Origin of the sequence: Streptacidiphilus carbonis, from assembly GCF_000787775.1 — a bacterium.
Classification (GTDB): Bacteria; Actinomycetota; Actinomycetes; order Streptomycetales; family Streptomycetaceae; genus Streptacidiphilus; species Streptacidiphilus carbonis.
Genome location: NZ_BBPM01000020.1, coordinates 1 through 25675, shown reverse-complemented (window position 1 = coordinate 25675; position 25675 = coordinate 1). Strand labels below are relative to the sequence as shown.

General features: G+C 71.3%; 24 protein-coding genes. 8 read left to right on the top strand and 16 right to left on the bottom strand.

Annotation, left to right across the window (positions count from 1 at the left end):
* Window positions 1-99 precede the first annotated feature (99 nt).
* On the bottom strand, window positions 100-1245 hold the full coding sequence (locus TR46_RS17680) for a hypothetical protein (RefSeq protein WP_042401749.1): 1146 nt from the start codon (window positions 1243-1245) through the stop codon (window positions 100-102).
* 23 nt (window positions 1246-1268) lie between these two features.
* The gene (locus tag TR46_RS17675) at window positions 1269-2210 is read right to left on the bottom strand and encodes a 5-dehydro-4-deoxyglucarate dehydratase (RefSeq protein ID WP_042401745.1); all 942 of its coding nucleotides are present in this window, start codon (window positions 2208-2210) and stop codon (window positions 1269-1271) included.
* Between the two features lie 115 nt (window positions 2211-2325).
* Between TR46_RS17675 and TR46_RS17670 the strand changes: the two genes are divergently transcribed.
* Together TR46_RS17670 and TR46_RS17665 are read left to right on the top strand one after the other, a co-directional pair.
* Window positions 2326-3162, top strand: coding sequence for an NAD-dependent epimerase/dehydratase family protein (locus tag TR46_RS17670; protein ID WP_042401742.1), 837 nt, complete (start codon window positions 2326-2328; stop codon window positions 3160-3162).
* A 74-nt stretch (window positions 3163-3236) separates the two neighbouring features.
* On the top strand, window positions 3237-4445 hold the full coding sequence (locus TR46_RS17665; protein ID WP_042401739.1) for a TerD family protein: 1209 nt from the start codon (window positions 3237-3239) through the stop codon (window positions 4443-4445).
* Window positions 4446-4462: 17 nt separating this feature from the next.
* Here the strand turns inward: TR46_RS17665 and TR46_RS17660 are convergent, their stop codons facing one another.
* Window positions 4463-5392 (bottom strand): proline dehydrogenase family protein, encoded by a 930-nt coding sequence (locus tag TR46_RS17660; protein WP_042401736.1) that lies wholly within the window; start codon window positions 5390-5392, stop codon window positions 4463-4465.
* 50 nt (window positions 5393-5442) lie between these two features.
* A complete protein-coding gene (pruA, locus tag TR46_RS17655; RefSeq protein ID WP_042402022.1) occupies window positions 5443-7071 on the bottom strand; it encodes an L-glutamate gamma-semialdehyde dehydrogenase in 1629 nt (542 codons plus the stop codon).
* A gap of 147 nt (window positions 7072-7218) precedes the next feature.
* Between pruA and TR46_RS17650 the strand changes: the two genes are divergently transcribed.
* Window positions 7219-8832, top strand: a complete 1614-nt coding sequence (locus tag TR46_RS17650) for a PucR family transcriptional regulator (protein WP_042401734.1) — start codon at window positions 7219-7221, stop codon at window positions 8830-8832.
* 22 nt (window positions 8833-8854) lie between these two features.
* On the opposite strand, the gene TR46_RS17645 is transcribed toward TR46_RS17650, so the two are convergent.
* Window positions 8855-10000 (bottom strand): hypothetical protein, encoded by a 1146-nt coding sequence (locus TR46_RS17645; RefSeq protein ID WP_152626548.1) that lies wholly within the window; start codon window positions 9998-10000, stop codon window positions 8855-8857.
* A gap of 184 nt (window positions 10001-10184) precedes the next feature.
* Between TR46_RS17645 and TR46_RS17640 the strand changes: the two genes are divergently transcribed.
* Complete coding sequence (locus TR46_RS17640; protein WP_042401728.1) at window positions 10185-11102, top strand: hypothetical protein; 918 nt, start codon at window positions 10185-10187, stop codon at window positions 11100-11102.
* A gap of 15 nt (window positions 11103-11117) precedes the next feature.
* On the opposite strand, the gene TR46_RS17635 is transcribed toward TR46_RS17640, so the two are convergent.
* From TR46_RS17635 to TR46_RS17595, 9 genes are all read right to left on the bottom strand, one after another.
* Window positions 11118-12770 (bottom strand): hypothetical protein, encoded by a 1653-nt coding sequence (locus TR46_RS17635; RefSeq protein WP_052432893.1) that lies wholly within the window; start codon window positions 12768-12770, stop codon window positions 11118-11120.
* 170 nt (window positions 12771-12940) lie between these two features.
* Window positions 12941-13228, bottom strand: coding sequence for a metal-sulfur cluster assembly factor (locus TR46_RS17630; protein ID WP_042402008.1), 288 nt, complete (start codon window positions 13226-13228; stop codon window positions 12941-12943).
* 89 nt (window positions 13229-13317) lie between these two features.
* Entirely contained in the window at window positions 13318-13773 is a 456-nt protein-coding gene (sufU, locus tag TR46_RS17625) for a Fe-S cluster assembly sulfur transfer protein SufU (protein ID WP_042401725.1), read from the bottom strand.
* A 19-nt stretch (window positions 13774-13792) separates the two neighbouring features.
* Window positions 13793-15067, bottom strand: coding sequence for a cysteine desulfurase (locus TR46_RS17620; protein WP_042402005.1), 1275 nt, complete (start codon window positions 15065-15067; stop codon window positions 13793-13795).
* A complete protein-coding gene (gene sufC / locus TR46_RS17615; RefSeq protein WP_042401721.1) occupies window positions 15067-15831 on the bottom strand; it encodes a Fe-S cluster assembly ATPase SufC in 765 nt (254 codons plus the stop codon). Before sufC ends, TR46_RS17620 begins: the two co-directional genes overlap by 1 nt.
* Window positions 15832-15836: 5 nt before the next feature.
* Window positions 15837-16154 (bottom strand): non-heme iron oxygenase ferredoxin subunit, encoded by a 318-nt coding sequence (locus TR46_RS17610; protein WP_042401718.1) that lies wholly within the window; start codon window positions 16152-16154, stop codon window positions 15837-15839.
* Complete coding sequence (sufD, locus tag TR46_RS17605) at window positions 16151-17392, bottom strand: Fe-S cluster assembly protein SufD (protein WP_042401715.1); 1242 nt, start codon at window positions 17390-17392, stop codon at window positions 16151-16153. The genes TR46_RS17610 and sufD overlap by 4 nt, the downstream gene beginning before the upstream one ends.
* A 59-nt stretch (window positions 17393-17451) precedes the next feature.
* Complete coding sequence (gene sufB, locus TR46_RS17600; RefSeq protein ID WP_042401712.1) at window positions 17452-18864, bottom strand: Fe-S cluster assembly protein SufB; 1413 nt, start codon at window positions 18862-18864, stop codon at window positions 17452-17454.
* The gene (locus TR46_RS17595) at window positions 18861-19667 is read right to left on the bottom strand and encodes a helix-turn-helix transcriptional regulator (RefSeq protein ID WP_084718643.1); all 807 of its coding nucleotides are present in this window, start codon (window positions 19665-19667) and stop codon (window positions 18861-18863) included. Before TR46_RS17595 ends, sufB begins: the two co-directional genes overlap by 4 nt.
* A gap of 156 nt (window positions 19668-19823) precedes the next feature.
* Here TR46_RS17595 and TR46_RS17590 point away from each other — a divergent pair, with 156 nt between their 5' ends.
* From TR46_RS17590 to TR46_RS17575, 4 genes are all read left to right on the top strand, one after another.
* Window positions 19824-20753, top strand: a complete 930-nt coding sequence (locus tag TR46_RS17590) for an ABC transporter ATP-binding protein (protein WP_042401709.1) — start codon at window positions 19824-19826, stop codon at window positions 20751-20753.
* Complete coding sequence (locus tag TR46_RS17585) at window positions 20750-21520, top strand: ABC transporter permease (RefSeq protein ID WP_042401706.1); 771 nt, start codon at window positions 20750-20752, stop codon at window positions 21518-21520. The genes TR46_RS17590 and TR46_RS17585 overlap by 4 nt, the downstream gene beginning before the upstream one ends.
* Window positions 21521-21758: 238 nt before the next feature.
* The gene (locus TR46_RS42375; RefSeq protein WP_042401703.1) at window positions 21759-22667 is read left to right on the top strand and encodes an LAETG motif-containing sortase-dependent surface protein; all 909 of its coding nucleotides are present in this window, start codon (window positions 21759-21761) and stop codon (window positions 22665-22667) included.
* 136 nt (window positions 22668-22803) lie between these two features.
* Window positions 22804-23784 carry a COX15/CtaA family protein gene (locus TR46_RS17575; RefSeq protein ID WP_042401700.1) on the top strand — a complete coding sequence of 327 codons (981 nt, stop codon included), beginning with the start codon at window positions 22804-22806 and terminating at the stop codon, window positions 23782-23784.
* A gap of 103 nt (window positions 23785-23887) precedes the next feature.
* Here TR46_RS17575 and TR46_RS17570 read toward each other — a convergent pair whose 3' ends face one another.
* The gene (locus TR46_RS17570; RefSeq protein WP_042401697.1) at window positions 23888-24229 is read right to left on the bottom strand and encodes a hypothetical protein; all 342 of its coding nucleotides are present in this window, start codon (window positions 24227-24229) and stop codon (window positions 23888-23890) included.
* Window positions 24230-24359: 130 nt separating this feature from the next.
* Window positions 24360-25301: a heme o synthase gene (locus tag TR46_RS17565; protein ID WP_042402000.1), complete on the bottom strand. Its 942-nt coding sequence runs from the start codon at window positions 25299-25301 to the stop codon at window positions 24360-24362.
* Between the last annotated feature and the right edge of the window lie 374 nt (window positions 25302-25675).

The window sequence follows — 25675 nt, the reverse complement described above, 5'->3', positions numbered from 1 at the left end:
TGAGCGGTGGGCTTGTCGCGCGGTTCCCCGCGCCCCTGAGGTTCTGCAACTGGCTCAGTTGCACATGCAAGGGGCGCGGGGAACCGCGCGACAAGCCACCTACTGTCGCAAGCTCCTCCGCACCGCCGCAAGGTCCTCTTCGGAGGCCAGCCCGGCATGGTAAAGCCGCAACTCCGTTGCCCCGGGAGGCGGCGTGACCGCAGGGTCGCCCCCCATCCCCCGCACCACGGTGAAGTTCGCCGCGTACGTCCGCCCCGGGATCGACGGGAACGCCGCAGGCGTCCCCGTGCACGGCAGCACCAGCCCGTCCGCGCCGCCCTCCCCCAGCAGCCACTCCGGCTCCACCCCCACGTTCGCACCGACCCGGTGCGCGGCCGTGTCCGCATGCAGCAGCACCGAGAACGCCGCCGCGCCCGCGGCCCCGGCCGCCCCCCGGACCGCGTCCACACAGGCCCGCTGCACCGCTCGGGCCCGCTCCTTCCGCCGGCGCAGCGTCACCGCCGCGAGGTCCGCGCCCAGCAGCTTCTCCACCCCTGACCACTCGTCAGCGAAGCGTTCGGCCCGCCCCGCCCACACCGGCTCCAACGCGGCCCGCACCGCCCCCGCCAGATCCGGGACCCCTGCCTCCGCATACCCCGCGGAGCACACCTCGCAGAAGCAGAGCGACATCAGGTACTGCGCCGCAGCGTCCAGCCCTACGCCGCCGATCTTGTCGTGCGCGTGCAGATGGGCCAGCCCGTACCACCCGCAGGACTCCAGCTCCGTGCCCACCGCGCCCGGCCGCGCCCCCGCCTCCCCGGCCAGTGCGGCGCAGTACTCGACCACCTCCGGACGTGCCACGCACAGCGCCCAGGGATACCGGTCGCCGTAGGCGTTCAGCACCGTACTGTCCGGATTCTCCCCGCCCAGGCGGGAGTTGTGCGCCAGCACCACCCAGGTGGCCACCTCCAGGCCGACCGCGGCCAACCGCTCCGCCGCCTCGCCCCAGGCGTCCTCGGCATCGATCCACCGCTGCCGCCGCGGCCGCAGCGCCCGTCCCGCCCAGAGCTCCTCGGACGGCGGGTAGTAGACCGCGGCGTAGGGCGCCGTGACGATCCGGGTCCGCGGATGACGCGGGGTCAGCGCCCGGGTGCTGTGGTACGCCGAGGCCAGGGTGACCGCGTCCACGCCCAGGTCGGCGATACGGGCCGGGGCGTCCGGGTCGCCGAGGACGTCCCAGGGATACAGGAAGGCAGAAGTACGCATCAGCAGCCCCTTCTCAGTCGCGTTCAGTTGCCTGCGAGCAGCGCGCGCCCGCGGGCGATCAGTTCGGCCAACTCCTTGACGTGCTGCGGAGCCGGGTCCGACAGTGGCGGCCGCACCCCGCCGGCGTCCAGCCCCTCCAGCCGCACGCCCGCCTTGACCAGCGCCACCGCGTACCCCCGTCCCTGGTTCCGCAGCTCCACCAGCGGCCGGTAGAAGCCGTCCAGCAGGGCGTTGACCAGCGTGTCGTCGCCACCCAGCAGCGCCCGGTGGAAGGCGAGGGCGATGTCCGGGGCGAAGCAGTAGACCGCGGAGGAGTAGAGGGTGATGCCGATGCCGCGGTAGGCGAGGCCGGTGAGCTCGGCCGTGGGCAGGCCGTTGAAGTAGAGGAAGCGCCGGTCCGGGGCCTCGGTCCGCATCGCGCTGATGATCCGCTGCATCAGGTCGAGGTCGCCGCAGCCGTCCTTGATGCCGATCACCTGCGGCAGCCGGGACAGCGCGACCACCGACGCCGGGGTGAGCACGGCGTTGTCGCGCTGATAGACGATCAGATCGAGGTCGGTCGCCGCGGCGATGGCGGCGAAGTGCCGCAGCAGCCCGTCCTGGTCGGCGCTGACCAGGTAGGGGGGCAGCACCAGCAGTCCGTCCGCGCCGGCCCGGCGGGCCCGGGCGGCGAACTGCTTGGCGAGCGCGGTACCGTGGCCGACCCCGGCCACCACCGGGACCCGGCCGCCGGTCGCCGAGACGGCCGCGGCGACCACCGCCTCGTACTCGTCCAGGTCGAGGGCATGGTACTCGCCGGTGCCGCAGGCGGCGAAGACCGCGCCCGCGCCGCCGGCGACCCCGGCGGCGACATGGGTGCGGAGCACGTCGAGGTCCAGCGAACCGTCGAGGGCGAACGGCGTCACCGGGAAGAAGAGGAGTCCGTGCAGCCGGTCGGCGAGGGGCGGTACGGCGTGGTCCGGCATGGGGGATCTCCTGATGGCTCTGCTGGGCTTATTGACTGCATCATGCAGCCGCTCCTAGGCTAGCTATATATGTGAATGCGATCCACATTCTTGTTCAATCTTCTTCGGAGGCCTGATGCCCACCCCGCACCATGTACTCCTGACCGGTGCCGCCGGCGGCGTCGGCACCTTCCTCCGCGAGAGCCTCCCCGGTTACGGCTACGCGCTGCGCCTCAGCGACATCGCCCCGGTGCCGGGCGCGCCGGAGGCCCTCGCCGTGGACCTGCACGACCGGGACGCGGTACAGGAGGCCGTCCGCGGCGTGGACGCGGTGATCCACCTCGGCGGGCTCTCCCTGGAGAACACCTTCGACCGCATTCTCGCCGCCAACATCGAGGGCGCCTACAACCTCTACGAGGCGGTCCGTGCCGAGGGCGTCCGCCGGGTGGTGCTGGCCAGCAGCAACCACGCGGTCGGCTTCACCCCCCGCCCCGAGCACCCCGAGGACCGCAAGCAGGACCTGCCGATCGGGACGCCGTTCCGGCCGGACACCTTCTACGGCCTGTCCAAGTGCTTCGGCGAGTCGCTGGCCTCCCTCTACGCCGACAAGTACGGCGTGGAGACGGTCTCGATCCGCATCGGCTCCTGCTTCGCCGTCCCGGCCGACACCCGGATGCTGGAGACCTGGCTCAGCCCCGCCGACTGCGCCCGGCTGATGCACGCGGCCCTCACCGCGGACGTCGACGGCCACACCGTCGTCTACGGCGTCAGCGCCAACACCCGCGGCTGGTGGGACCTGGCCCCGGCCCGCGCCCTCGGCTACGAACCCCTGGACGACTCCGAGGCCTTCGCCGAATCCGTGGTCGCCGAGCACGGCCCGCTGGTGCCGGGTACACCCGAGTACCGGTACCTCGGCGGGGCGTTCACCACGGTCCAGCCCGAGGGATTCCGACCGGTCGGCTCCGGAATGTGAGGTTCTGCGGTTACGGTGGGTCCCGTAGGCGTCCGGATCCGGATCCGGCCATCGTGCGAGCCCTGGAGACCCCTGTGACCGCAGTCCTCACGCCCGGCGGCAACACGCCGCTGACCAGCACGCGCGTCAGCGTGGAGGTCGCCGCCGCCAAGCTGCTGGACGTCTCCGCGCTGCTGCTCACCACGGCCGGGAAGGTCCGCTCGGACAACGACCTGATCTTCTTCAACGCTCCCAGCGGACCCGGGGTCAGCTACAGCCAGGCCGGGATCTCCGTGGACACCGGCGGCGTTCCGGCCGACATCGACAAGATCGTGATCACCGCCAGCCTGGACGACCAGCACGCCACCTTCGCGGGCACCGAGCCGACCGCCACGGTCAAGGACAGCGCCAGCGGCACCGTCCTGGCGACTTTCACCCCGCCGCGGCTCACCACCGAGACGGCGCTGATCGTGGTCGAGCTCTACCGGCGCGGCGCGGAATGGAAGCTGCGCGCCGTGGGCCAGGGCTACGCCAGCGGGCTGGCGGGCATCGCGACGGACTTCGGCATCTCGGTCGAGGAGGAGCCCGCGGCGGCGCCCGCCGCGCAGCCCGCCTCCGTCCGTCCGCCGCAGCCCGAGCCCGACGACTGGCACCTGGCCTCCCCCACGCCGACCCCGGCGCCGGCCGCCGACCCCGCGCCGGCCGCCGCCGCTCCCGTCGGCCCGGCCAAGATCACCCTCGACAAGGGCCGCGTCTCCCTCACCAAGGGCGGCTCGGTCTCGCTGGTCAAGGACGGCAAGCCGTTCCTCTCCTCGGTCAAGATGGGCCTCGGCTGGGAGCCGGCCCACCGCGGCCGCGCCGTCGACCTGGACGCCAGCGTCATCGCCTTCGACAGCCACCGCAAGGAGCTGGAGAAGATCTACTTCATGCACCTGCAGGGCTTCAACGGCGCCATCCAGCACATGGGCGACAACCTCACCGGTGCCGGCTCCGGCGACGACGAGGTCATCACGGTCCACCTGCAGAGCCTCCCGCCGCAGGTCACCGGCCTGGTCTTCACGGTCAACTCCTTCTCAGGACAGAAGTTCACCGACGTCGCCAAGGCTTACTGCCGCCTCATCGACGCCAACACCAACGCCGAACTCGTCCGCTTCGACCTCACCCACGCCGAACCCCGCACCGGCGTCATGATCTGCAAGCTCATCCGCATGAACACCGGCGAATGGGTCATGACCGCCCTTGAGGAGTACGAGGACGCCAAGAGCGCCCGAGGCATGGTCAAGCCCGCCTCCAAACTGCTCTGACCGCGGCTTGAGCGGGGTCAGTTGCGGGTGGCCAGGGCCCGGAGGAAGAAGGCCAGGTTGGCCGGGCGTTCGGCCAGGCGGCGCATGAAGTAGCCGTACCATTCGCCGCCGTAGGGGAGGTAGATGCGCATGGTGGCGCCGGTGTCGACCAGGCGCTGCTGCTCGTCGGGGCGGATGCCGTAGAGCATCTGGTACTCGAAGGTGTCGGCCTTGCGGTTGTTCCACTGGGCCAGCTGCCCGGCGATGCGGATCATCCGCGGGTCGTGCGAGGCGACCATGGGGTAGCCCTCGCCGCGCATCAGCTGCTTGAGGCAGCGGACGTAGGAGAGGTCGACCTCGTGCTTGGACTGGTGGGCCACCGACGCGGGCTCCTGGTAGGCGCCCTTGCAGAGGCGCACCCGGGAGCCGGGGCCGGAGAAGTCGGCGCAGTCGGCCTCGGTGCGGTGCAGGTAGGCCTGCAGCACCACGCCCAACCAGGGGAAATCGGCCCGCAGTTCGCGTGCGATGCCCAGGGTGGAGTCCGTGGTGGTGTGGTCCTCCATGTCCAGGGTGACCGTGGTGCCCGCGTCCGCCGCGGCCTCGCAGATGCGGCGGGCGTTGTCGAGCGCCACCCGCTCGCCGTCGGCTCCCAGGAACTGGCCGACCGCCGAGAGCTTGACCGAGACCTCGGCGCGGTCGGCCAGCCCGGTCTCCTTGAGCGCGCTCAGCAGCCGCTCGTACGCGGCGGCGGTCCCCGCGGCCTGGGCCGCGTCGCGGGTGTCCTCGCCGAGGTGGTCCAGGGTGATCCGCCGCCCCGCGCCGACCAGCTCGTCGGTGACGGCCACGGCGTCGTCCAGTTCCTCGCCGGCGACGAAGCGCTCGACCAGGGCCCGGGTGGGCGGAAGCTGCTGCACCACCGCGCGGGTGCGCGGCGAACGGGAGGCAGCGAGCAGGGAGGTGCGGAGCATGACGACTCCAAGCAATGAAAAGGTGGTGGCAGGGGGTCGGTGAGGGAGCGTCAGCCCATGTGCGGGTAGCGGAAGTCCGTCGGCGGGGCGAAGGTCTCCTTGATGGACCGGGTCGAGGTCCAGCGCAGCAGGTTCTGCGCCGCGCCCGCCTTGTCGTTGGTGCCGGAGGCCCGCCCGCCGCCGAAGGGCTGCTGGCCGACCACCGCACCGGTCGGCTTGTCGTTGATGTAGAAGTTGCCGGCCGCGAAGCGCAGCTTCTCCATGGTGGCGGCGATGGCCGCCCGGTCGCGGGCGACGACCGCGCCGGTCAGGGCGTAGGAGGAGACCCGGTCGAGTTGCTCCAGCACCTCCTCGTAGCGCTCGTCCGCGAACACGTGCACGGCCAGCACCGGGCCGAAGTACTCCTCACGGAAGTACTCGGCCTCCGGGTCCTCGCAGACCAGCACCGTCGGACGGACGAACCAGCCGACCGAGTCGTCGTAGCTGCCGCCCGCGAGCACCTCGACCCGCGGGTCGGCGGCGGCGCGGTCGATCGCGCCCTTGTTCTTGGCGAAGGAGCGGGCGTCGATGACGGCGCCCATGAAGTTGCCCAGGTCGGTGACGTCGCCCATGGTGAGCCACTCCACCTCGTCCCTGAAGCCGTCCTTGATCTGCTCCCAGAGCGAGGCCGGGACGTACGCGCGGGACAGCGCCGAGCACTTCTGGCCCTGGTACTCGAAGGCGCCGCGGGTCATCGCCGTCTTGAGCACAGCCGGGTCGGCACTGGGGTGGGCGACCAGGAAGTCCTTGCCGCCGGTCTCACCGACCAGGCGGGGGTAGCTGCGGTAGCCGCCGATGTTGGCGCCGACCGCGGCCCACAGCTTCTGGAAGGTCGCGGTGGAGCCGGTGAAGTGAATGCCCGCCAGGTCGCGGTGGGTCAGCGCGACCTCGGAGACGGCCAGGCCGTCGCCGGTGACCATGTTGATGACGCCGGCCGGCAGCCCGGCCTCCTCCAGCAGGTCCATCAGCAGGTGCGCGGCGAACTGCTGGGTCGGCGAGGGCTTCCACACCACGGTGTTGCCCATCAGCGCCGGCGCGGTCGGCAGATTGCCCGCGATGGCGGTGAAGTTGAAGGGGGTGATCGCGTAGACGAAGCCCTCCAGCGGCCGGTGGTCGCTGCGGTTCCAGACGCCCGGCGAGGACTGCGGCTGCTCGGCCAGGATCTCCCGGGCGAAGTGGACGTTGAAGCGCCAGAAGTCGACCAGCTCGCAGGGGCTGTCGATCTCGGCCTGCTGGGCGGTCTTGGACTGGCCCAGCATGGTGGCCGCGGCGATGGTCTCCCGCCAGGGCCCGGCCAGCAGGTCCGCGGCCTTGAGGAAGATCGCGGCGCGGTCGTCGAAGGAGAGCGCCCGCCAGCCGGGGGCGGCGGCCAGAGCGGCGTCGACGGCTTCCTGCGCGTCCTCGCGGGTCGCGTTGCGCAGGGTGCCGAGCACGGCGGCGTGGCGGTGCGGCTGGACCACGTCCATCGGCTCGCCTCGGCCGAGCCGGCGGACCCCGCCGACGGCCATGGTCAGCTCGACCGGGCCCTGCTCGCCGAGCCGCTTCAGCTCGGCCTCCAGCCGGGCCCGCTCGGGGCTGCCCGGCGCATAGCTGTGCACCGGCTCATTGACCGGCGCGGGAATCCGGGTCACAGCGTCCAACACGCGCGCTCTCCTCCTGTGGCAACGACGGGGGCAGGGTCTCTGCCGTTGTGCAGCACGCTAAGGCTCGGCGGTGGGCCCCGGATTTGGCCGAGCGGATAACATCTGGGCAGGTGGACTGGTCGATCGGACAACGAGGTGGGACGAATGGGGCAGGGAGCTTTGCCGGACGCCGACGGCGTCTCGCTGCGCCAGCTGCTGATGTCCTTCGGCGAGCCGCTGGCCGAGCTGCAGTACGCCCCTGACCTGGACGCCCTGGTCACCGGGGTCGCTCTGCTCGACCCGGAGGACCCGCCGTCGGCCCGCCCCGGCGACCTGGTGCTGGCCCTGGGCGTGCGCGGCCGCTCCGCCCTGCCGGTGCTGCGCGCCGCCGCCCGGGACGGCGCGACGGCCGTCGCGGTGAAACCGGCCCCCGGCACCCCGCCGGAGGCGCTGCGCGCCGCTGCCGAAGACGCAGGGGTTGCTTTGCTGTCGGTCCACCCGGAGGCCCGCTGGGGACGGCTGGACGCGCTGGTCCGGGCCGCCCTCGCGGCCGGTCGGCCGCAGCTGAGCAGCGCCGACGCCCAGGAGGGCGACCTGTTCGGGCTGGCCCAGACCACAGCGGTGCTCACCGGCGGCATCGTCAGCATCGAGGACACCGCCAACCGGATCCTGGCCTACTCGCGCTCCGCCGACTCCGACGAGGCGGACGACCTGCGCCGGCTGACCATCCTGGGCTGGCAGGGACCCGAGCCGTACCTCTCCAAGCTGCGCGAATGGGGGGTGTTCCAGCAACTGCGCACCCTGGACACGGTGGTGTCCATCGACCCGCACCCCGAGCTGGGGCTGCGCCGCCGCCTGGTGGTGGCGATCCGGTCCGGCGAACGGCAGTTGGGGACGATCTGGGTGCAGGAGGGATCAGCCCCGCTGGCCGAGCGGGCCGACCAGGCGCTGCTCGGCGCGGCCCGGGTCGCCGCGCTGCACCTGGTCCGCCGCCGCAGCGAGGTCAGCGCCGACCTGCGGCTCACCCGCACCCTGCTGGCCGGGCTGCTGGACGGGGCGACCGGGCCGCAGACCCTCGCCGGGCACCTGGCCCTGGACGTCCGCCGCCCGGCCGCCGTACTCGGCTTCGCCCTGCCCGGCGGTCCGGAGCCGAGCCGCAGCGAGACCCTCAACGTCATCTCGGTGCACGCCGCCGCCCGGCACCGGAGCGCCCTGGTCGCCCCGGTCGGCGACCGGGTCTATGTGCTGCTGCCGGAACTTCCGCGCGGCGTCTCCCCGGAGACCCTGCGGGGCTGGGCCCAGGACATCGCCGACGCGGCCCGCCGGCACACGGCCGGGCCGCTTCGCGGGGCGGTCGGCCGGGTGGTCCCCGACCTCGGCGCGGTGGCCGCGTCCCGGGCCGAGGCGGACCGGGTGATGGACGCGATGGCGGCCGGACGGATCACCGCCGACATCGCGGCGCTGCCCGACGTCAGGGCCCAGGTGCTGCTCGGCGAACTGCTGGAGCTGCTGGCCGCCAACCCCGAGGTCCGCGACCCCCGACTGACCGCGCTGGTGGCGCACGACGACCGGCACGGCGGCCGGCTGGCGGCCTCGGTGCTGGCCTGGCTGGACGGCCTCGGCGACGTCCGCGAGGCCGCCGCCGGGCTGCACATCCACCCCAACACCCTGCGCTACCGGGTCCGCCGCGCCCAGCAGCTCACCGGGCTGGACCTGAGCAGCCCCGAGCAGCGACTGCTGGCCATGCTCCAACTGCGGCTTCCCCCTGTCGAGAAGTGACGTTTCACCAACTGAGGACCGATCAGTTCCCGGACTCGGAACGCTCCATGAGCCAGGTCTGCCACTGCTCCAACCAGGCCGCGTCGGCAGCGAGGTGCTCCTCCAGCCTGCGCCTGCGCTCGCCGTTCGTCGCCGCGCTCAGGGAGGAGTTCCAGCCCCACTCGGCCTGCCAGGCCCGCTGGGCACCGATGCTGGGGACGTCGCTGTCGAAGACGGTGTAGCGGATGCTCTCCTCCACCGCGGCCCGTGCGTCCTCCGTGCCGGGGAACCAGTCGGCCCGCTGGGCCAGCTTCGCCATCTGGTTGACCAGGGCCGTCACCGCCTCGTTGGCCTCCATCCGGTCCTCCCCCGCCAGCCGCATCTGCTGGCGAACCGCGCTCTCCCACAGCTCGGCCCGGTCGTCCGGCGTCCTCGACAACCGGGGCTTGTGCCCCGACTCCAGCGACGCCTCGATCCGCAGCGACTCCTGCACCGAGTGGTCGATCAGTCGGCGGTGCGCCTCCAGCCCCTGGACCTGGGGCAGTTCGCGCTCACTGACATGGGGCTTGGGTGTGCCTCGCCGCTCGCGAAGGGACTGCAGCAGCAGTTGCCGCCCCGCCGCGTAAGGCTGCAACTCCTCGACCGTACGCAGGGCGACCCGCTCGGGGGCCACGCCGCGCGCCGTCACCGTCAGCACCACCGGATCGCCGCCGCGCCCCCGCAGCGGGCTGTCGGGGCCGCCGACGGCGAACCTGGCCGCCCACAGCTTCCCCTCGACCCGCAGCCGGGCCCGTACCGGGATGCCGTCCACGGTGAACCAGGGCTCGGACTCCTCTGCGGGATCCGTCCCCGCAGCCTCGTCGATCCCGGCGTGCTCGTACAGCCGTTCCCGCTCGTCCTCGACCAGTTCCTCCAGCGGGTACTGCCACGGCCCAGGACCCTCCACCTGGGTCCGGACCTCGACATAAGGACCGTCCGGTTCGAACAGCGAGCCGTGGCAGAGTACGACGACGGCGAGCTTGCCGTTGTGCTGCTCCCAGGACGTCAGCGCGGGCGAGCCGAGCAGCGGCGCGATCGGGCCGTAGACCCGGAAGGTACGGTGCCCGAGGGACTGCAGATCCGCCTCGGCCAACTCACGGACGATGTCACGAGGCCCCTCGGAGCCGGAGCCGCCACCCCTGTACTGCACGCAGAATCCCCCTTCGGCACAGCCGCGGTCGCCGACCACCAGCCTACGGAGCGGTGCGCCTCCGGGGCAGCGGGTTGACCGGCTCCGGTACTCCGTCCGGCGTAGCCGACTGGCGCGGGGCCGGGTCCGTGCGGATGGTGACCGCGTACCGCGATTCCCCGGCGGTCACACAAGGAGAAGCGAAGTGACATTTCCACCGCGGCGGGTCTCCGCCGTCCTGCTGACCGCTCTGACCTCGCTGGCCGCGGCCGTGCTGCCGCTGACCGTCCCCGCCTCGGCGCTGACCCGTGCGAATCCGCGCCCGGACCTGTGCGCTCCCCCGGCGGCGCCGAGCGCGACCGGGCCGGTGCGGATCGCCCTGGACTGGTCCACCGACCCGATGCCGCCCGGCAGCCGGCCGACCATGACGGTCCATGTCACCAACACCGGCGACCGGCCGACCGCCGACCCGACCCTGGTCGTGGTGCACCTGCCCTCGCCCAATGAGGTGAGCGGGCCGCCCGGGATCGGCTTCACCTTCTTCGGGACCGGCGGCTCGTACACCGTCCCGGCCGGGCTCGCCCCCGGCGCCGAGGCCACCACGGTGCTCACCCTGAGCGTGCACGGCGAGGACGCGCCGAACAGTGTGATGCACTGCGATGTCACCTCGTTCACCGGGAACGACCACGACACGGTGCTCTACGACGTGGTGACCGGGGACCCGGTGGTGAAACTGAGCGTGCTGATGCCGCAGACCGTCGAGGCGTCACCCGGACAGACCGTCAGTTTCCTGGTCTCCGAGCACAATGCCGGGCCCTCTATCGCCTACGACGACAACCCGACGGTGATGACCCTGACCGCCCCCGGACACACCCGCTGGACCGGCGACGCCCCGTACCGGTGCACCGTCGACGGCGCCGGCCGGATGATGACCTGCTCGGAGCCGGGCTCACCGCTGACCTGGAGGGACAACTTCCGCTACCCCACCCTGACGGTCGACTCCTCGGTGCGGCCCGGCACCGTGCTCGCCGGCGGGATGAGCACCATCAGCAACCACTGGGACTGCGGCGGCGACCACCCGACCCCCTTCACCGTCACGGTCGTGGCGCCGGCCACGCCGTGACGCACTCGGCCCGGGTCACTGCTGCCGCTCGGAGCCCATCCGCGACCGGGCCTTGTAGGCGGCCTTGCGGGCCTCCTTGGCGGTGGCCTTGTCCGGGTGCCGCTCACCGACCGCCTCCAGCACGGCCATGGTGTAGGGGTGCTCGATCCGCCACAGCTCCGCGAAGAGCTCGGCCGGCCGCTCCTCGGCCGAGAGCTTCGCCACGAACTCGGTGAAGCCGCTCTCCCCCGGACCCGCCTCGATCAGCTGGGCGGCCAGGGTGTCCACCATCGTCCACAGCATCACCGGCCGGCCGGGGAGCTCGAAGTCCCCGACGCCCCTCTCCGCCAACCAGGTGGTGGCCAGCCCGGCCAGCTCGGGGTCGTCCAGCACCCCGCGCAACGACGGCTCGGCCGTGTCGTCCAGTCGGCTCAGCGCCGACGCGCAGAGCAGCCGGCGCATCGGGCCGGTCAGGTCGTTGCCGCGGGCGGCCGTGAGCAGCTCGGCCGCGGCCGGCGCCGGATCGCGGTCGGTCAGCCACTCGGTGATCTCCTCCTCCGGCAGCACGTTCACCGCCGCGCAGATCCCCTCCAGCAGTTCGGCCGCGGTGCCCCGGGCCAGGTCGCCGATGAGCGGCGCCTCGTAGCCCTCCTCCAGCAGCCACTGCCGGACCTGGTGCACGCCCAGCGCGGTGAGCCTTGCCAGGCCGAACCGGGCCGCCTCGGCGTCGTCCACCTCGCCGTCCGGATCGAAGGCGGGCAGCGAGGGGGCGTCCTCCTGATCCTCCCCCTCGGACTCCTCGAAGAGGGTCGGGTCGATCGGCCGGTAGTCGAGCACGCCGATGTCGGCGAGGTCCTGCAGCATCGGGTCCAGCGCGACCATCACCGCGGTGATGTCGCCGAGCATCTCCTCGGTGGGCTCCTCACCGTCCGGCACCACCAGCAGCGCGGCCAGCACGCCCAGCGGGACGGTCTGCTCCGTCTCGGTGTCGGCGAAGGCGCGGGCTTCGTAGAGCACCTGCAGGGCGTCGTCAAGCAGCCCGGATGCCTGTTCGCGCGCCGCTTCCAGGCGCTCGTACATGGCCTCGGACTCCTCCTCGTCCTTGCCCTCGGCCGCCTCCTCCAGCGCCGCCAGCTCATTGGGGTCCAGGTCCGCCTCGACGACCACGTCGGCGATGGTGGTGGCAGCCAGCTGCCAGGCCTCCAGCACGGCCTCGGGGTCGTCGCCGGTGAGCGCCGTCAGCGCGGCGGTGGGACGGGCGGTGTCGCCGCCGTCGGTGTCCGGCTCGCCCAGCTCGACCAGGGAGAGGTCCATCGCCAGGGTCCAGGCCCGGGCCACCGCGAGCGCGCCCTCGTCCCCCTCGCCGAGCGCCAGGTCGGCCGCGGCCAGCTCCTCCTGCTCCCGGCCCAGCTCGCCGAACTCGTCCACCGGACGTCCGGAGCCGACCCAGCCGGCCAGCCGGATGGCCTGCTCGAACAGCGGCACCCGGAGCGCCTCGGCGGCCAGCTCCTCGCGCGGCAGCAGCCGCACCGGGGGGACGATGATCAGCTCCTCGTCCGCCTCGTCGTAGTCCTCCGACTCGACTCCGTCCCCGTTCCCGGACGCGCCGTAGAGCGTGTTCAGATCCAGGTCGGCCGGGAGCGGGAACTCCGCCGGCCCACCCTTCTTCTTACGGCTCGGACCTGCCATGATCGGACGCTCGCTCTCGCCTGGTTGAGGGTGCGGCGGACCTGGTCCGCCTGCATTGCTGACCCTATCCGCAGCGGCGGGCTCCGGCCGGACAAAAGGCCGCCGCCCGGTTCCTTCCCCCAAAGAGGTGAACCGGGCGGCGGTCGTACGTCACCATGCCTGACAATGCCTCAGACGTTGAAGCCCAGCGCGCGCAGCTGGTCGCGGCCGTCGTCGGTGATCTTGTCCGGGCCCCACGGCGGCATCCAGACCCAGTTGATCCGCAGATCCTGGACCAGGCCGTCGGTGGCGGTGCGGGCCTGGTCCTCGATGACGTCGGTCAGCGGGCAGGCCGCCGAGGTCAGCGTCATGTCGATGGTGGCGACGTCGCCCTCGTCGATGTGGACGCCGTAGATCAGGCCCAGGTTGACCACGTCGATGCCCAGTTCGGGGTCGACGACGTCCAGCAGCGCCTCCATCAGGTCGTCCACGGCGACGGTGCCCGCCGTGGTGCCGACGAAGGTGCTCTCTGCCTCGGCCGCCTCGGCCTGCGGTGCTTCGGTCTCGCTCATGCGCTCTCCTTGACAGGTGCCTCGGCCAGCGCCTGCGCGGTGGCGTCCTTCCAGGCCATCCAACTGAGCAGGGCGCACTTCACCCGCGCCGGGTACTTGGAGACACCGGCGAACGCGATGGCGTCCTCCAGCAGCTCCTCGTCGCCCTCGGACTGGCCCTTGCTCTGCATCAGTTCCAGGAACGCCTCCTGGACCTGCTGCGCCTCCCCGACCTGCTTGCCGACCAGCAGGTCGTTCAGCACGGACGCGCTCGCCTGGCTGATCGAGCAGCCCTGCGAGTCGTACGAGATGTCGGCCACGGTGCTGCCGTCCAGCCGCACTCGCAGGGTGATCTCGTCACCGCAGGTGGGGTTGACGTGGTGCACCTCGGCGTCGCCGTCCCGCAGGCCCTTGCCGTGGGGGTGCTTGTAGTGGTCCAGGATGATCTCCTGGTACATCGAGTCCATCTTCATCGCGTCGTCATCTCCTCTCTCAGCCGAAGAAGGCGCGGACCGTGTGCAGCCCTTCGATCAGGGCGTCCACCTCCGCCTCGGTGGAGTACAGATAGAACGACGCCCGCGTGGTCGCAGGAATTCCGTAGCGCAGGCAGACCGGCCGGGCGCAGTGGTGGCCGACCCGGACCGCGATGCCCTGCTCGTCCAGTACCTGGCCGACGTCGTGCGGGTGGATGTCACCCAGGGTGAAGGAGATCGCCGCGCCCCGGTCCTCGGCCGTGACCGGGCCGATGATCTTCAGGTCGGGGACCTCCTGCAGCCGGCGCACCGCGTACTCGACGATCTCCTTCTCGTGCGCGGCGATGTTCTCCATGCCGATCGCGGTGAGGTAGTCGATCGCCGCGCCCAGGCCGATGGCCTGGGAGATCGGCGGGGTGCCGGCCTCGAACTTGTGCGGCGCCGGGGCGTAGGTGGACGAGCTCATCGACACGGTCTCGATCATCTCGCCGCCGCCCAGGAACGGCGGCAGGTCCTCCAGCAGCTCCTGGCGGCCCCAGAGCACGCCGATGCCGGTCGGCGCCAGCATCTTGTGCCCGGTGAAGGCGACGAAGTCGGCCTCCAGCGCCTGCACGTCCAGCGGCATGTGCGGGGCGGCCTGCGAGGCGTCCACCACGACCAGCGCGCCGACGTCCTGCGCGCGCCGGACGATGGCCTCGGCCGGGTTGACCGTGCCCAGGATGTTGGAGACCAGCACGAACGAGACGACCTTGGTCTTCTCGGTGATGATCTCGTCGATGTTGGAGAGGTCCAGCCGGCCGTCGTCGGTCAGCCCGAACCACTTCAGCTTGGCGCCGGTGCGCTGCGACAGCAGCTGCCACGGCACGATGTTGGAGTGGTGCTCCATCTCCGTGATGACGATCTCGGCGTCGGCGTCCACCCGGTACGGCTCGTCGGCCCAGCCCAGCATGTTGGCGACCAGGTTGAGCGACTCCGAGGCGTTCTTGGTGAAGATCACCTCGTCCCGGCTCGGCGCGTTGATGAAGGACGCGACCTTGTCACGGGCGCCCTCGTACAGCGCCGTGGCCTCCTCCGCCAGCGTGTGCACGCCGCGGTGCACATTGGCGTTGTGCTGCTCGTAGTAGGCGTTCATCGCGTCGAGCACCTGGCGGGGCTTCTGCGAGGTCGCCGCGCTGTCCAGGTAGACCAGGGGCTTGCCGTCGTGCAGCACCCGCTGCAGGATCGGGAAGTCCTTGCGGATCGCGTCGGTGTCGAGCGCGGACGCCGTGCCGGCGCCGGGACGAGGGGTGTGGATCACGCTGCAGCGCCGCCCTTCACGTACTTCTCGTAGCCCTCGTTCTCGAGCTCGTCGGCGAGCTCCGGGCCGCCCGACTTGACGATCTTGCCCGCCGCGAAGACGTGCACGTAGTCGGGCTTGATGTAGCGCAGGATGCGCGTGTAGTGGGTGATCAGCAGGGTGCCGACCTCGCCGGTGCCGCGGACCCGGTTGACGCCCTCGGAGACCACCCGCAGCGCGTCGACGTCCAGGCCCGAGTCGGTCTCGTCGAGGATCGCGATCTTGGGCTTGAGCAGCTCCATCTGCAGGATCTCGTGGCGCTTCTTCTCGCCGCCGGAGAAGCCCTCGTTGACGTTGCGCTCGGCGAAGGAGGGGTCCATCTGCAGGCCGGACATGGCCTCCTTGACCTCCTTGACCCAGGTGCGGAGCTTGGGGGCCTCGCCGCGGACCGCGGTGGCGGAGGTGCGCAGGAAGTTGGAGATCGAGACGCCGGGGATCTCCACCGGGTACTGCATGGCCAGGAAGAGGCCGGCGCGGGCGCGCTCGTCCACGGACATGGCCAGCACGTCCTCGCCGTCCAGGGTGACCGTGCCACCGGTGACGGTGTACTTGGGGTGGCCGGCGATGGAGTAGGCGAGGGTGGTCTTGCCGGAGCCGTTGGGGCCCATGATGGCGTGGGTCTCGCCCTGCTTCACCGTCAGGTCCACGCCGCTGAGGATCTCGCGGGGGCCGTTCTCGGTCTCGACGGTGACGTGCAGGTCGGTGATTTCAAGGGTTGCCATGAGGCTCAGGACTCCTGGGTGACGGAGACGAGCACATCGTCCCCTTCGATCTTTACGGGGTACACGGGAACGGGCCGGGTCGCGGGCAGTCCGTTGGGCTTGCCGGTGCGCAGGTCGAAGCTGGACCCGTGCAGCCAGCACTCGATGGAGCAGTCCTCCACCTCGCCCTCGGACAGCGAGACGTTCGCGTGCGAGCAGATGTCGTTGATCGCGAACACCTCGCCCTCGGCGCGCACCAGCGACACCGGGGTCTCGCCGACGGTGACCCGCTTGGGGGTGTCGGCCTCCAGCTCGCTGAGTGCGGCGACTCGAACGAAGCTCATGCGACCGTCGCCTCCAGCTCGGCGTCGATCCGCTCGATCAGCCGCTCCTGCAGCTCGGGCAGGCCGATCTGCTGGACCAGCTCGGCGAAGAAGCCGCGGACCACCAGGCGGCGCGCCTCGTCGGCCGGGATGCCGCGGGACTGCAGGTAGAACAGCTGCTCGTCGTCGAAGCGGCCGGTGGCGGAGGCGTGTCCGGCGCCGACGATCTCGCCGGTCTCGATCTCCAGGTTGGGGACCGAGTCGACCCGCGCGCCGTCGGTGAGCACCAGGTTGCGGTTGAGCTCGTAGGTGTCGGTGCCCTCGGCGGCGGCACGGATCAGCACGTCGCCGATCCAGACCGCCCGCGCGTCCTTGCCCTGCAGCGCGCCCTTGTAGGCGACGTTGCTGCGGCAGTGCGGGGTGTCGTGGTCGATGAAGAGCCGGTGCTCCAGGTGCTGGCCGGCGTCGGCGAAGTACAGCCCGTACAGGTCGGCCTCGCCGCCGGTCGCGCCGTAGACCACCCGGGGGTGCAGCCGGACCAGGTCGCCGCCGAAGGTGACCACCACGGACTTGAACGAGGCGTCCCGGCCGACCAGCGCGGTGTGCTGGGCGACGTGGACGGCGGTGTCGTCCCAGTCCTGCACCGAGACCACGGTGAGCTTGGCGCCGTCGCCGATCAGGTACTCGACATTGGCGGCCAGCACCGCGTCGCCGGTGTGCTCGATGACGACCAGCGCCTCGGCGAAGGCGCCGACCTCGATCACCTGGTGCCCGTACCCGGTACCGCCCTGGCCCTGCACGGTGATCCGGATCGGCTCGGTCAGCACGGTGTCGCGCGGGACCGAGACCAGACCGGCCTTCTCGAAGCTGCTGAACGCCTGGGCGGCGATCCGGTCGACCGGCTTGCCGGCCTTCCCGACCCGGGGGTCGCTCCGGTCCAGCGCCCCGACGACGACCCCGGCGGGGGCGCTGACGTCGACCTTGACCGCGCCGTCGGTCGCCTCGGCGCTGCCGTCGTGCAGCCCGCGCAGCCGGTTCAGCGGGGTGAACCGCCAGTTCTCCTCGCGCCCGGTGGGCACCGGGAAGTCGGCGACGTCGTAGGAGTCGACGGCGTCCAGCCTGGCGTCGACGGGCTGGACGGCGGCGACGGTGTCACGCCCGGTGCCGGGTCCGGCCAGTTGCGCGCCGGAGCCGGCGGTGCCGACCTCGATGGAGCCCGACGTGGTCGACCCACCGGCCGTGTTGGTGGCCTCAGCCATTACTAGAACTGCTCTCTCTCGTACGGAAGCGTCGGTGTGCAGGGAGCGGGGGCGGCCGGTCAGCCGACCGAGCCCTCCATCTGCAGCTCGATCAGCCGGTTGAGCTCCAGCGCGTACTCCATCGGGAGCTCCTTGGCGATCGGCTCGACGAAGCCGCGCACGATCATCGCCATCGCCTCGAACTCGGTCAGACCGCGGCTCATCAGGTAGAACAGCTGGTCCTCGCTGACCTTGGAGACGGTCGCCTCGTGGCCCATGGACACGTCGTCCTCGCGGACGTCCACATAGGGGTAGGTGTCCGAGCGGGAGATGGTGTCCACCAGCAGCGCGTCGCAGAGCACGTTGGACTTGGCGCCCTTGGAGCCCTCGCCGATCTCGATCAGACCGCGGTAGGAGGTCCGGCCGCCGCCTCGCGCCACCGACTTGGAGACGATGTTGGAGGAGGTGTTGGGCGCCATGTGGACCATCTTGGCCCCGGCGTCCTGGTGCTGGCCCTCGCCCGCGAAGGCGATCGACAGGGTCTCGCCCTTGGCGTGCTCGCCCATCAGGTAGACGGCCGGGTACTTCATGGTGACCTTGGAGCCGATGTTGCCGTCGACCCACTCCATGGTCGCGCCCTCGTAGGCCACGGCCCGCTTGGTCACCAGGTTGTAGACGTTGTTCGACCAGTTCTGGATGGTCGTGTAGCGGCAGCGGCCGCCCTTCTTCACGATGATCTCCACCACGGCGCTGTGCAGCGAGTCCGAGGAGTAGATCGGCGCGGTGCAGCCCTCGACGTAGTGGACGTAGGCGTCCTCGTCGACGATGATCAGCGTCCGCTCGAACTGGCCCATGTTCTCGGTGTTGATCCGGAAGTAGGCCTGCAGCGGGATGTCCACGCGCACGCCCTTCGGCACGTAGATGAACGAGCCGCCGGACCACACCGCGCTGTTCAGCGAGGCGAACTTGTTGTCGCCGACCGGGATGACGGTGCCGAAGTACTCCTGGAACAGCTCCGGGTGCTGCTTCAGCGCGGTGTCCGTGTCGAGGAAGATCACGCCCTGCTCCTCCAGGTCCTCGCGGATCTGGTGGTAGACGACCTCGGACTCGTACTGCGCCGCGACACCGGCGACCAGGCGCTGCTTCTCCGCCTCCGGGATGCCGAGCTTGTCGTAGGTGTTCTTGATGTCGGCGGGCAGGTCCTCCCAGGACTCCGCCTGCTTCTCGGTGGAACGCACGAAGTACTTGATGTTGTCGAAGTCGATGCCGGTGAGGTCGGAGCCCCAGGTCGGCATGGGCTTCTTGCCGAACAGCTTCAGGCCCTTGAGGCGAAGGTTCAGCATCCACTCCGGCTCGGACTTCTTGGCCGAGATGTCGCGGACGACGGCCTCGGACAGACCGCGCTTGGCGGCCGCGCCTGCGGCGTCGGAGTCGGACCAGCCGAACTCGTAGGTGCCCAGGCCCTCAAGCTCCGGGTGAGCGGTGGTGGTCATTCGGGGTTCCTCCCGGAGACTGGTGAACTTGAGACTGGTGAACTGGTGTCGGTAACGGAAAGCGTGTGGGCCGGTACGGCCGGGGTGGGCACGAAGGTGGTGCAGACCCCGTCGCCGTGGGCGATGGTGGCCAGCCGCTGCACATGGGTGCCCAGCAGCTGCGAGAAGACCTCGGTCTCGGCCTCGCAGAACTGCGGGAACTGCTCGGCGATGTGCGCGACCGGGCAGTGGTGCTGGCAGAGCTGCTCTCCGAGAGGCGCACGCCGCACCGTGGCAGCGTACCCGTCGGTGGACAGCGCCCCGGCGAGCTTCTCGGTGGGGGTGAGCTCACGATCGCTCCCACCCTCGCCGAGCCCGTCGCCGAGCGCTTCGCGGTAGCGGTCCGCGTCGCGGGCCAGCCGGGCCCGGGCGAAGGCGGCCAGCGCCTCGCGGCCCGCCTCGCCGCCGCCGGCGGCCTCGGCCAGGAAGCGCAGCGCGTCGGCGGCCAACTGGTCGTAGGCCTGGTAGAAGGCGTCCCGCCCTGAGTCGGTGAGCAGGAAGACCTTGGCGGGGCGGCCGCGGCCGCGGTGCCCGTAGACCTTCTGCTCGCGGGCGGCGACCAGGCCAGCGGCGAGCAGCGAATCCAGATGACGGCGGACGGCCGCCTGGGTGACGCCCAGCCGCTCGGCGAGGTCGGCGGCGCTGCTCGGCCCGTGGTCCAGAATGGAGCGGGCGACCCGCTCCCGCGAGGAGACGGCGGAGGGCATGACGGCCGCGGCGGTCGCATCAGCGACTGCCTCGGGTCCCTCCTCGCGCTCCCGCATGTATTTCACAACGCCATTGTTGCGTAATTCATTCCGTCGGGACAACTCTCTTCAAGAGCGTCCGCTGTCTGATCTATCACTAAGGATTGCCTAACTTGACCTGCGCTTTCGATCCCGCGCGCGGTCCCGATCCGTCCGCTTCGTAGACTCTTCGCCATGCAATCCGAAGCGGTCGCGGTCACCGGCCTGGTCAAGCGGTACGGCGACAAGACGGCGGTGAACGGCCTGGACCTCACCGTGCGCCGGGGCGGCGTCACCGCCGTGCTCGGCCCCAACGGTGCGGGCAAGACCACCACCATCGAGACCTGCGAGGGCTACCGCCGCGCCGACGCCGGCACCGTACGGGTGCTGGGCCTGGACCCGGGCGACCCGGCGCAGGCCGCTCAGATGCGCCCGCGGATCGGGGTGATGCTCCAGTCCGGCGGCATCTACCCCGGCGCGCGCGCCCTGGAGATGCTCCGGCACACGGCAAGACTGCACGCCCACCCGCTGGACGTGGACGAGCTGGCCGCCCGCCTCGGCCTGGACTCCTGCGGTCGCACCTCCTACCGCCGGCTCTCCGGCGGCCAGCAGCAGCGGCTCGCCCTGGCCATGGCCGTGGTCGGCCGTCCCGAGCTGGTCTTCCTGGACGAGCCCACGGCGGGCCTGGACCCGCACGCCCGCCGCGCCACCTGGGACCTGGTCCGGGACCTGCGCCGGGACGGCGTGACGCTGGTGCTGACCACCCATCACATGGACGAGGCCGAGCAGCTCGCCGACCGGGTGGCCATCGTGGACGGCGGCCGGGTGATCGCCGAGGGCAGCCCCGAGGAACTGTGCCGCAGCGAGGCCGCCGACACGGTGCGCTTCCGCGCCCGTCCGGGCCTGGACCTGGGCGGCCTGCTCAAGGCGCTGCCGGACGGCACCGCCGTGGCCGAGGCCACCCCCGGCGCCTACCTGGTCGAGGGCTCGGTCGACCCCCAGTTGCTGGCCACCCTCACCAGCTGGTGCGCCCAGTCCGGGGTGATGCCGGAGCAGCTGGCGGTGGGCCGCCGCACCCTCGAAGACGTCTTCATCGAACTCACCGGACGGGACCTCCGCGCATGAGCAGCACCAGTTACGCCCCGCAGCCGGGCGCCGCGCCCATCGGCGTGATGCTCAGGGCGCAGACCGGCCTGGAGACGAAGATGCTGCTGCGCAACGGCGAGCAGCTGCTGCTCACCGTGGTCATCCCCAGCGTGCTGCTGGTGCTGTTCAGCGCGGTCGACATCGTCAGCACCACCGGCCCCGGGGCGCGGGTCGACTTCCTCGCGCCGGGGCTGCTCGCCCTCGCCGTGCTGTCCACCGCCTTCACCGGGCAGGCCATCGCCACCGGCTTCGAGCGCCGCTACGGCGTGCTCAAGCGGCTGGGCGCCAGTCCGCTGCCGCGCTGGGCGCTGATGACCGCCAAGACCGGCAGCGTGCTGGTCACCGAGGTGCTGCAGGTCGCCCTGCTGTCGGTGATCGCGCTGCTGCTGGGCTGGCACCCGCAGGGCGACCCCGCCGCCGTGCTGCTGCTCCTGCTGCTGGGCACCGCAGCCTTCTCCGGGCTGGGCCTTCTGATGGCCGGGACCCTGCGGGCCGAGGCCACCCTGGCCGCCGCCAACCTGGTCTTCATCCTGCTGCTGCTGGCCGGCGGGGTGATCGTGCCGCTGTCCAGGTTCCCCGGGGCGGTGCGCCCGGTGCTGGAAGCGCTGCCGATCAGCGCACTGTCGGACGGGCTGCGCGCGGTACTGCAGCAGGGCGCCGGAATGCCCTGGGGCGACGTGGGCGTCCTCGCCGCCTGGGCGGTCGTGGCGCTGGCCGCGGCGGCCCGGTTCTTCCGCTGGGAGTGAAGGGCCGCAACGGCGGGTCGTAACAGCCGTGGAACAATTTCCGCGGTCTGCCCGCCGTTCGCTCCGCATTCCCCGGCAATTGTCTGTTTTTTTGTGAATTGACAACACTGCAGGGAAAATTGAGCATGTGTGATGCTCCTGAGGGGGAAGAGGGGGAACGTGCATCCACTCCGGTCCTCGCCGGCCGCCCTCGGGCGTGCCACCTGATCCAGGCTCGACCGGAAAGTAAAGGGAAGACGTGTCCCACACTCGTCGTACCGCAACACTGCTGCGCATAGCCGGTACCGGCTCCGCGGCCCTTGCCCTCGGCCTCGGTGCCGCGGGCACCTCGTTCGCAGCCGGCCAGGGCTGGAGCGGCCACCAGACCGGCTTCAGCTCCAGCCACTCGCAGTCGGTCACCACCGGCTCCCACGGCGACTGCTCGATCTCCACCTCGGACTCGCTGGTCCCGACCGCCGCCGGCACCGTGCAGATCACCGTCAAGACCGACGGCCACGGCAGCTGCGACGTCTCGCTGGCCTCCTACGCCACCGAGGGCGCCACCTGGGCCACCTCGGGTACCCAGACGCTGGTCGACGTCGCCCACGCCACCGTGCAGGCCGGCCACTCGGCGCAGCTCTCGGTGAAGGTCCCGGACGTCGGCTGCTTCGGCCAGATCGACCTCTACAAGGGGTCCAAGGTCTACTCCGGGGACAACGCCCCGCACTACCCCAACGGCGTGTTCTCCGGTGACAGCGGTCTGATCAAGTCCTGGAACGGCGGCAGCAAGACCTGCTCGGCCGCCCCCAGCACCTCGGTCAGCGCCTCCGCCAGCACCTCGGCCTCGGCCAGCACCTCGGCCTCTGCCTCTGCCTCTGCCGGCACCTCGGTGAGCCCGTCGGCGAGCGACTCGGCCACCACGACCCCGTCCGACAGCGCTTCGGCGTCGTCCTCGGTCGAGGCCGCCTCCGGCTCGGCGTCCGCCTCGGCGTCCACCACTGAGGTCGCGGCGGTCAGCGCCGGTGCTACCTCCGGCGGCGGCACCGGCCTGGCCGAGACCGGCAGCGACGGCACCGGCACCATCGCCGGCATCGCCGGCGCGCTGGTCGTCGCGGGCGGTGCGGCGGTCTTCGTGCTGCGTCGCCGCGCTGCGGGCAACCACAGCTGATCACCGCTCCACTGTTCGACCCGCGGCCCGCACCGGCACCTCCGCCGTTGCGGGCCGCGGTCGTGGCCGCGGTCGTGTCAGCGCCGGGCGTGTCACCGGAGACCCGCCCGGAAGATCCTCAATCGTGCAATCTACGATGACTGGCGTGCGTACACCCTTCTCCCTCCTCGCCGAGCGCGTCACCGTCCCCGACCGGGTCATCCGCTGGGCGGCCTTCGCGACGCTGGTGATGAGCGTGCTGGTCGTGGTGACCGGCGGCGCGGTGCGGCTGACCAGCTCCGGCCTCGGCTGTCCGACCTGGCCGACCTGTACCGGCGGCAGCATCGCCACCACCCCCGCGATGGGCATCCACGGCATCATCGAGTTCGGCAACCGGATGCTCACCGACGTGCTCTGCGGCGTGATCGGACTGGCCATCATCGCCGCGCGCTGCGGCCGTCCCTGGCGGCGCAGCCTGACCCGGCTCGGCTGGGCGCAGTTCTGGGTGACGGTGGCTCAGGCGGTCCTGGGCGGGATCACGGTGCTGACGCACCTCAACCCCTTCATCGTGGCCTGCCACTTCCTGGCTTCGACGGTGCTGATCCTGACCGCGCTGGCGATGTGGCAGCGCAGCCGGGAGGGCGACGGCGAACCGGTGCGCACCGTGGGCAGGCCGGTGGTCCAGCTGTCGCGGCTGACCATCGCGGTGACCTCGGCGCTGATCGTGGCCGGCACCCTGGCCACCGGGACCGGCAAGCACTCCGGCGACGGCGCCGCGGTCAAGCGGATGCCCTTCGACGCCGAGAAGATCACCCAGTTCCACGCCGACTTCGCCATGGTCACCATCGGCCTGGCGCTGGCGATGGTCTTCGTACTGATGGCGGTGGACGCCCCGGCCGAACCGCGCCGCCGGGCCCGCGAGTTCTTCCTCGTACTGATGTCGCAGGCCGTGATCGGCTTCGTGCAGTACTTCACGCACACCCCTGAACTGCTGGTCGCGGTGCACCTGCTGGGCGCGGCCCTGGTCTGGGTGGCGGTGCTGCGGCTGCACCTGTCGCTGCGCACCCGCCCGGAGGTCGGCGCGCTGCCGCGGCCGGCCAACATCGAGGCGGTGGCCGAGCGCCTGGCGCAGGTCTAGCGGTCGAAGCAAGCAGGTACGGCGCAGGCAGGTACGACGCAAGCAGGTATGCAGAAGGGGGACGGTCCGTAATCACGGACCGTCCCCCTTCTGCATACCTGCCTCAGGTCTGGCTCCCGCCGAGCTGCAGTCCGGCCATCCGCTTCCACTCGTAGGCGCCGGTGCGGACCTTCAGGCCCAGCTCGCCCTCGAAGGACTCGTGCACGGTGATCCCGGAGAGCTCGACCGCCCGCTCGGCCACCGCGACGCTGGGCGCCACCTGGTCGCCCCAGGCGCCGTCCGCGCCGACCAGGGCGATCCGGGTGGAGATCACGCCGACGTACTCGACGACCCCGTCGGCGCTGCCGCCGTGGGCCGCCGCGAAGGCCTTGATGTGCTTGGCGATGCGGGCCGCACGGCGCTCGTCACGAGCCGAGGGGGCGGCGGGAGTGGTCGTTTCGCTCATACGGCTGATGCTACCCACGGGTAGGCCGCAGCACGACAGCGCCCCGGTGTGCCGCGTGGCACACCGGGGCGCTGATCCCTGGCCGACTGCTCGAAGCGGCCGACCACTTGAGACGACCGCTCGAGGCCGACTACTTGAGGAAGGGGTCGACCGCGATCTCGACGAACAGCAGCGTCAGATAGGTGATGGACCAGTGGAACAGCCGCATCTCCTTCAGCTTGGCGCCGACCACCCCGGCCTTGGCGCGGGACAGCAGCCCGTGCGCCTCCTTCAGCCAGAAGGCCCCCAGCAGCACCGCCGACACCGGGTAGAGCCAGCTGGTGTGGCCCAGCGGCCACAGCGCCAGCGACACCGCGACCATCACCCAGCTGTACGCCACGATCTGCTTGGCGACGGCCTCGTTGGTGGCGATCACCGGGAGCATCGGGACGCCGGCGTTGGCGTAGTCGTCCTTCACCTTCATCGACAGCGGCCAGTAGTGCGGCGGCGTCCAGAAGAAGATGACCAGGAACAGCACCACCGGCGCCCAGCCGAGCGAGTCCCTGACCGCGGCCCAGCCGATGAAGACCGGCATGCAGCCGGCGATGCCGCCCCAGACGATGTTCTGCGAGGTGCGGCGCTTCAGGCCCAGGGTGTAGACGAAGACGTAGAAGAGCAGCGCCGCCAGCGACAGCGCCGCCGACAGCGGGTTCACCAGCGCGGCCAGCCAAGCCGTGGAGGCGACCGCCAGCGCGATCCCGAACACCAGGCACTCGCGCGGCGACACCATCCCGGTGACCAGCGGACGGCGCTCGGTACGGTGCATCAGCGCGTCGATGTCGCGGTCGATGTACATGTTGAGGGCGTTGGCGCCACCGGCCGACAGGTAACCGCCGACCACGACGTACAGCACCAGCAGCAGATCGGGGACCCCGCGCTGCGCCAGGAACATCACCGGGACGGTGGTGATCAGCAGCAGCTCGATGATCCGCGGCTTGGTCAGTGCGACGAATGCCCCGAGACGGGCCGGCAGCGGCCGTTGCCCGGGGTTCGCCTTGACCAGCCCCGCTGGGCGGGTTTCGACGGCGGTCACGAACACCCCTGGTTGATGGAGAGCCGCAGGACCGGGACGAGCCTCCCGGCGGTCCTGCGCGTACCACGCCACCTTAGACGTTGCATATGTCGGCTTCTGCGCCGGGTCCCGGTTCGGGTAACCGTGTTGCACCGTTCAGCGGGCGGTTCCCCGGACGATCCCTCAGGCTGCCATAGAGGAGTAGTGCCGGGAGTGGGCTGCCGGTTGCCGGGAATGCGCCCCCGGTCCGCACCGTTGGGGCGGGGTGGCTGACCACGGTCCGGAACGGAGAGAACGAGTGAACGCATGAGCGGTAGGCTCGCCTCGTACAGCGGGTCAACGCTCTGTGACCAGGGTCCGCCACCGTCGACGGTCCACGGCACCGGGTCGAATGA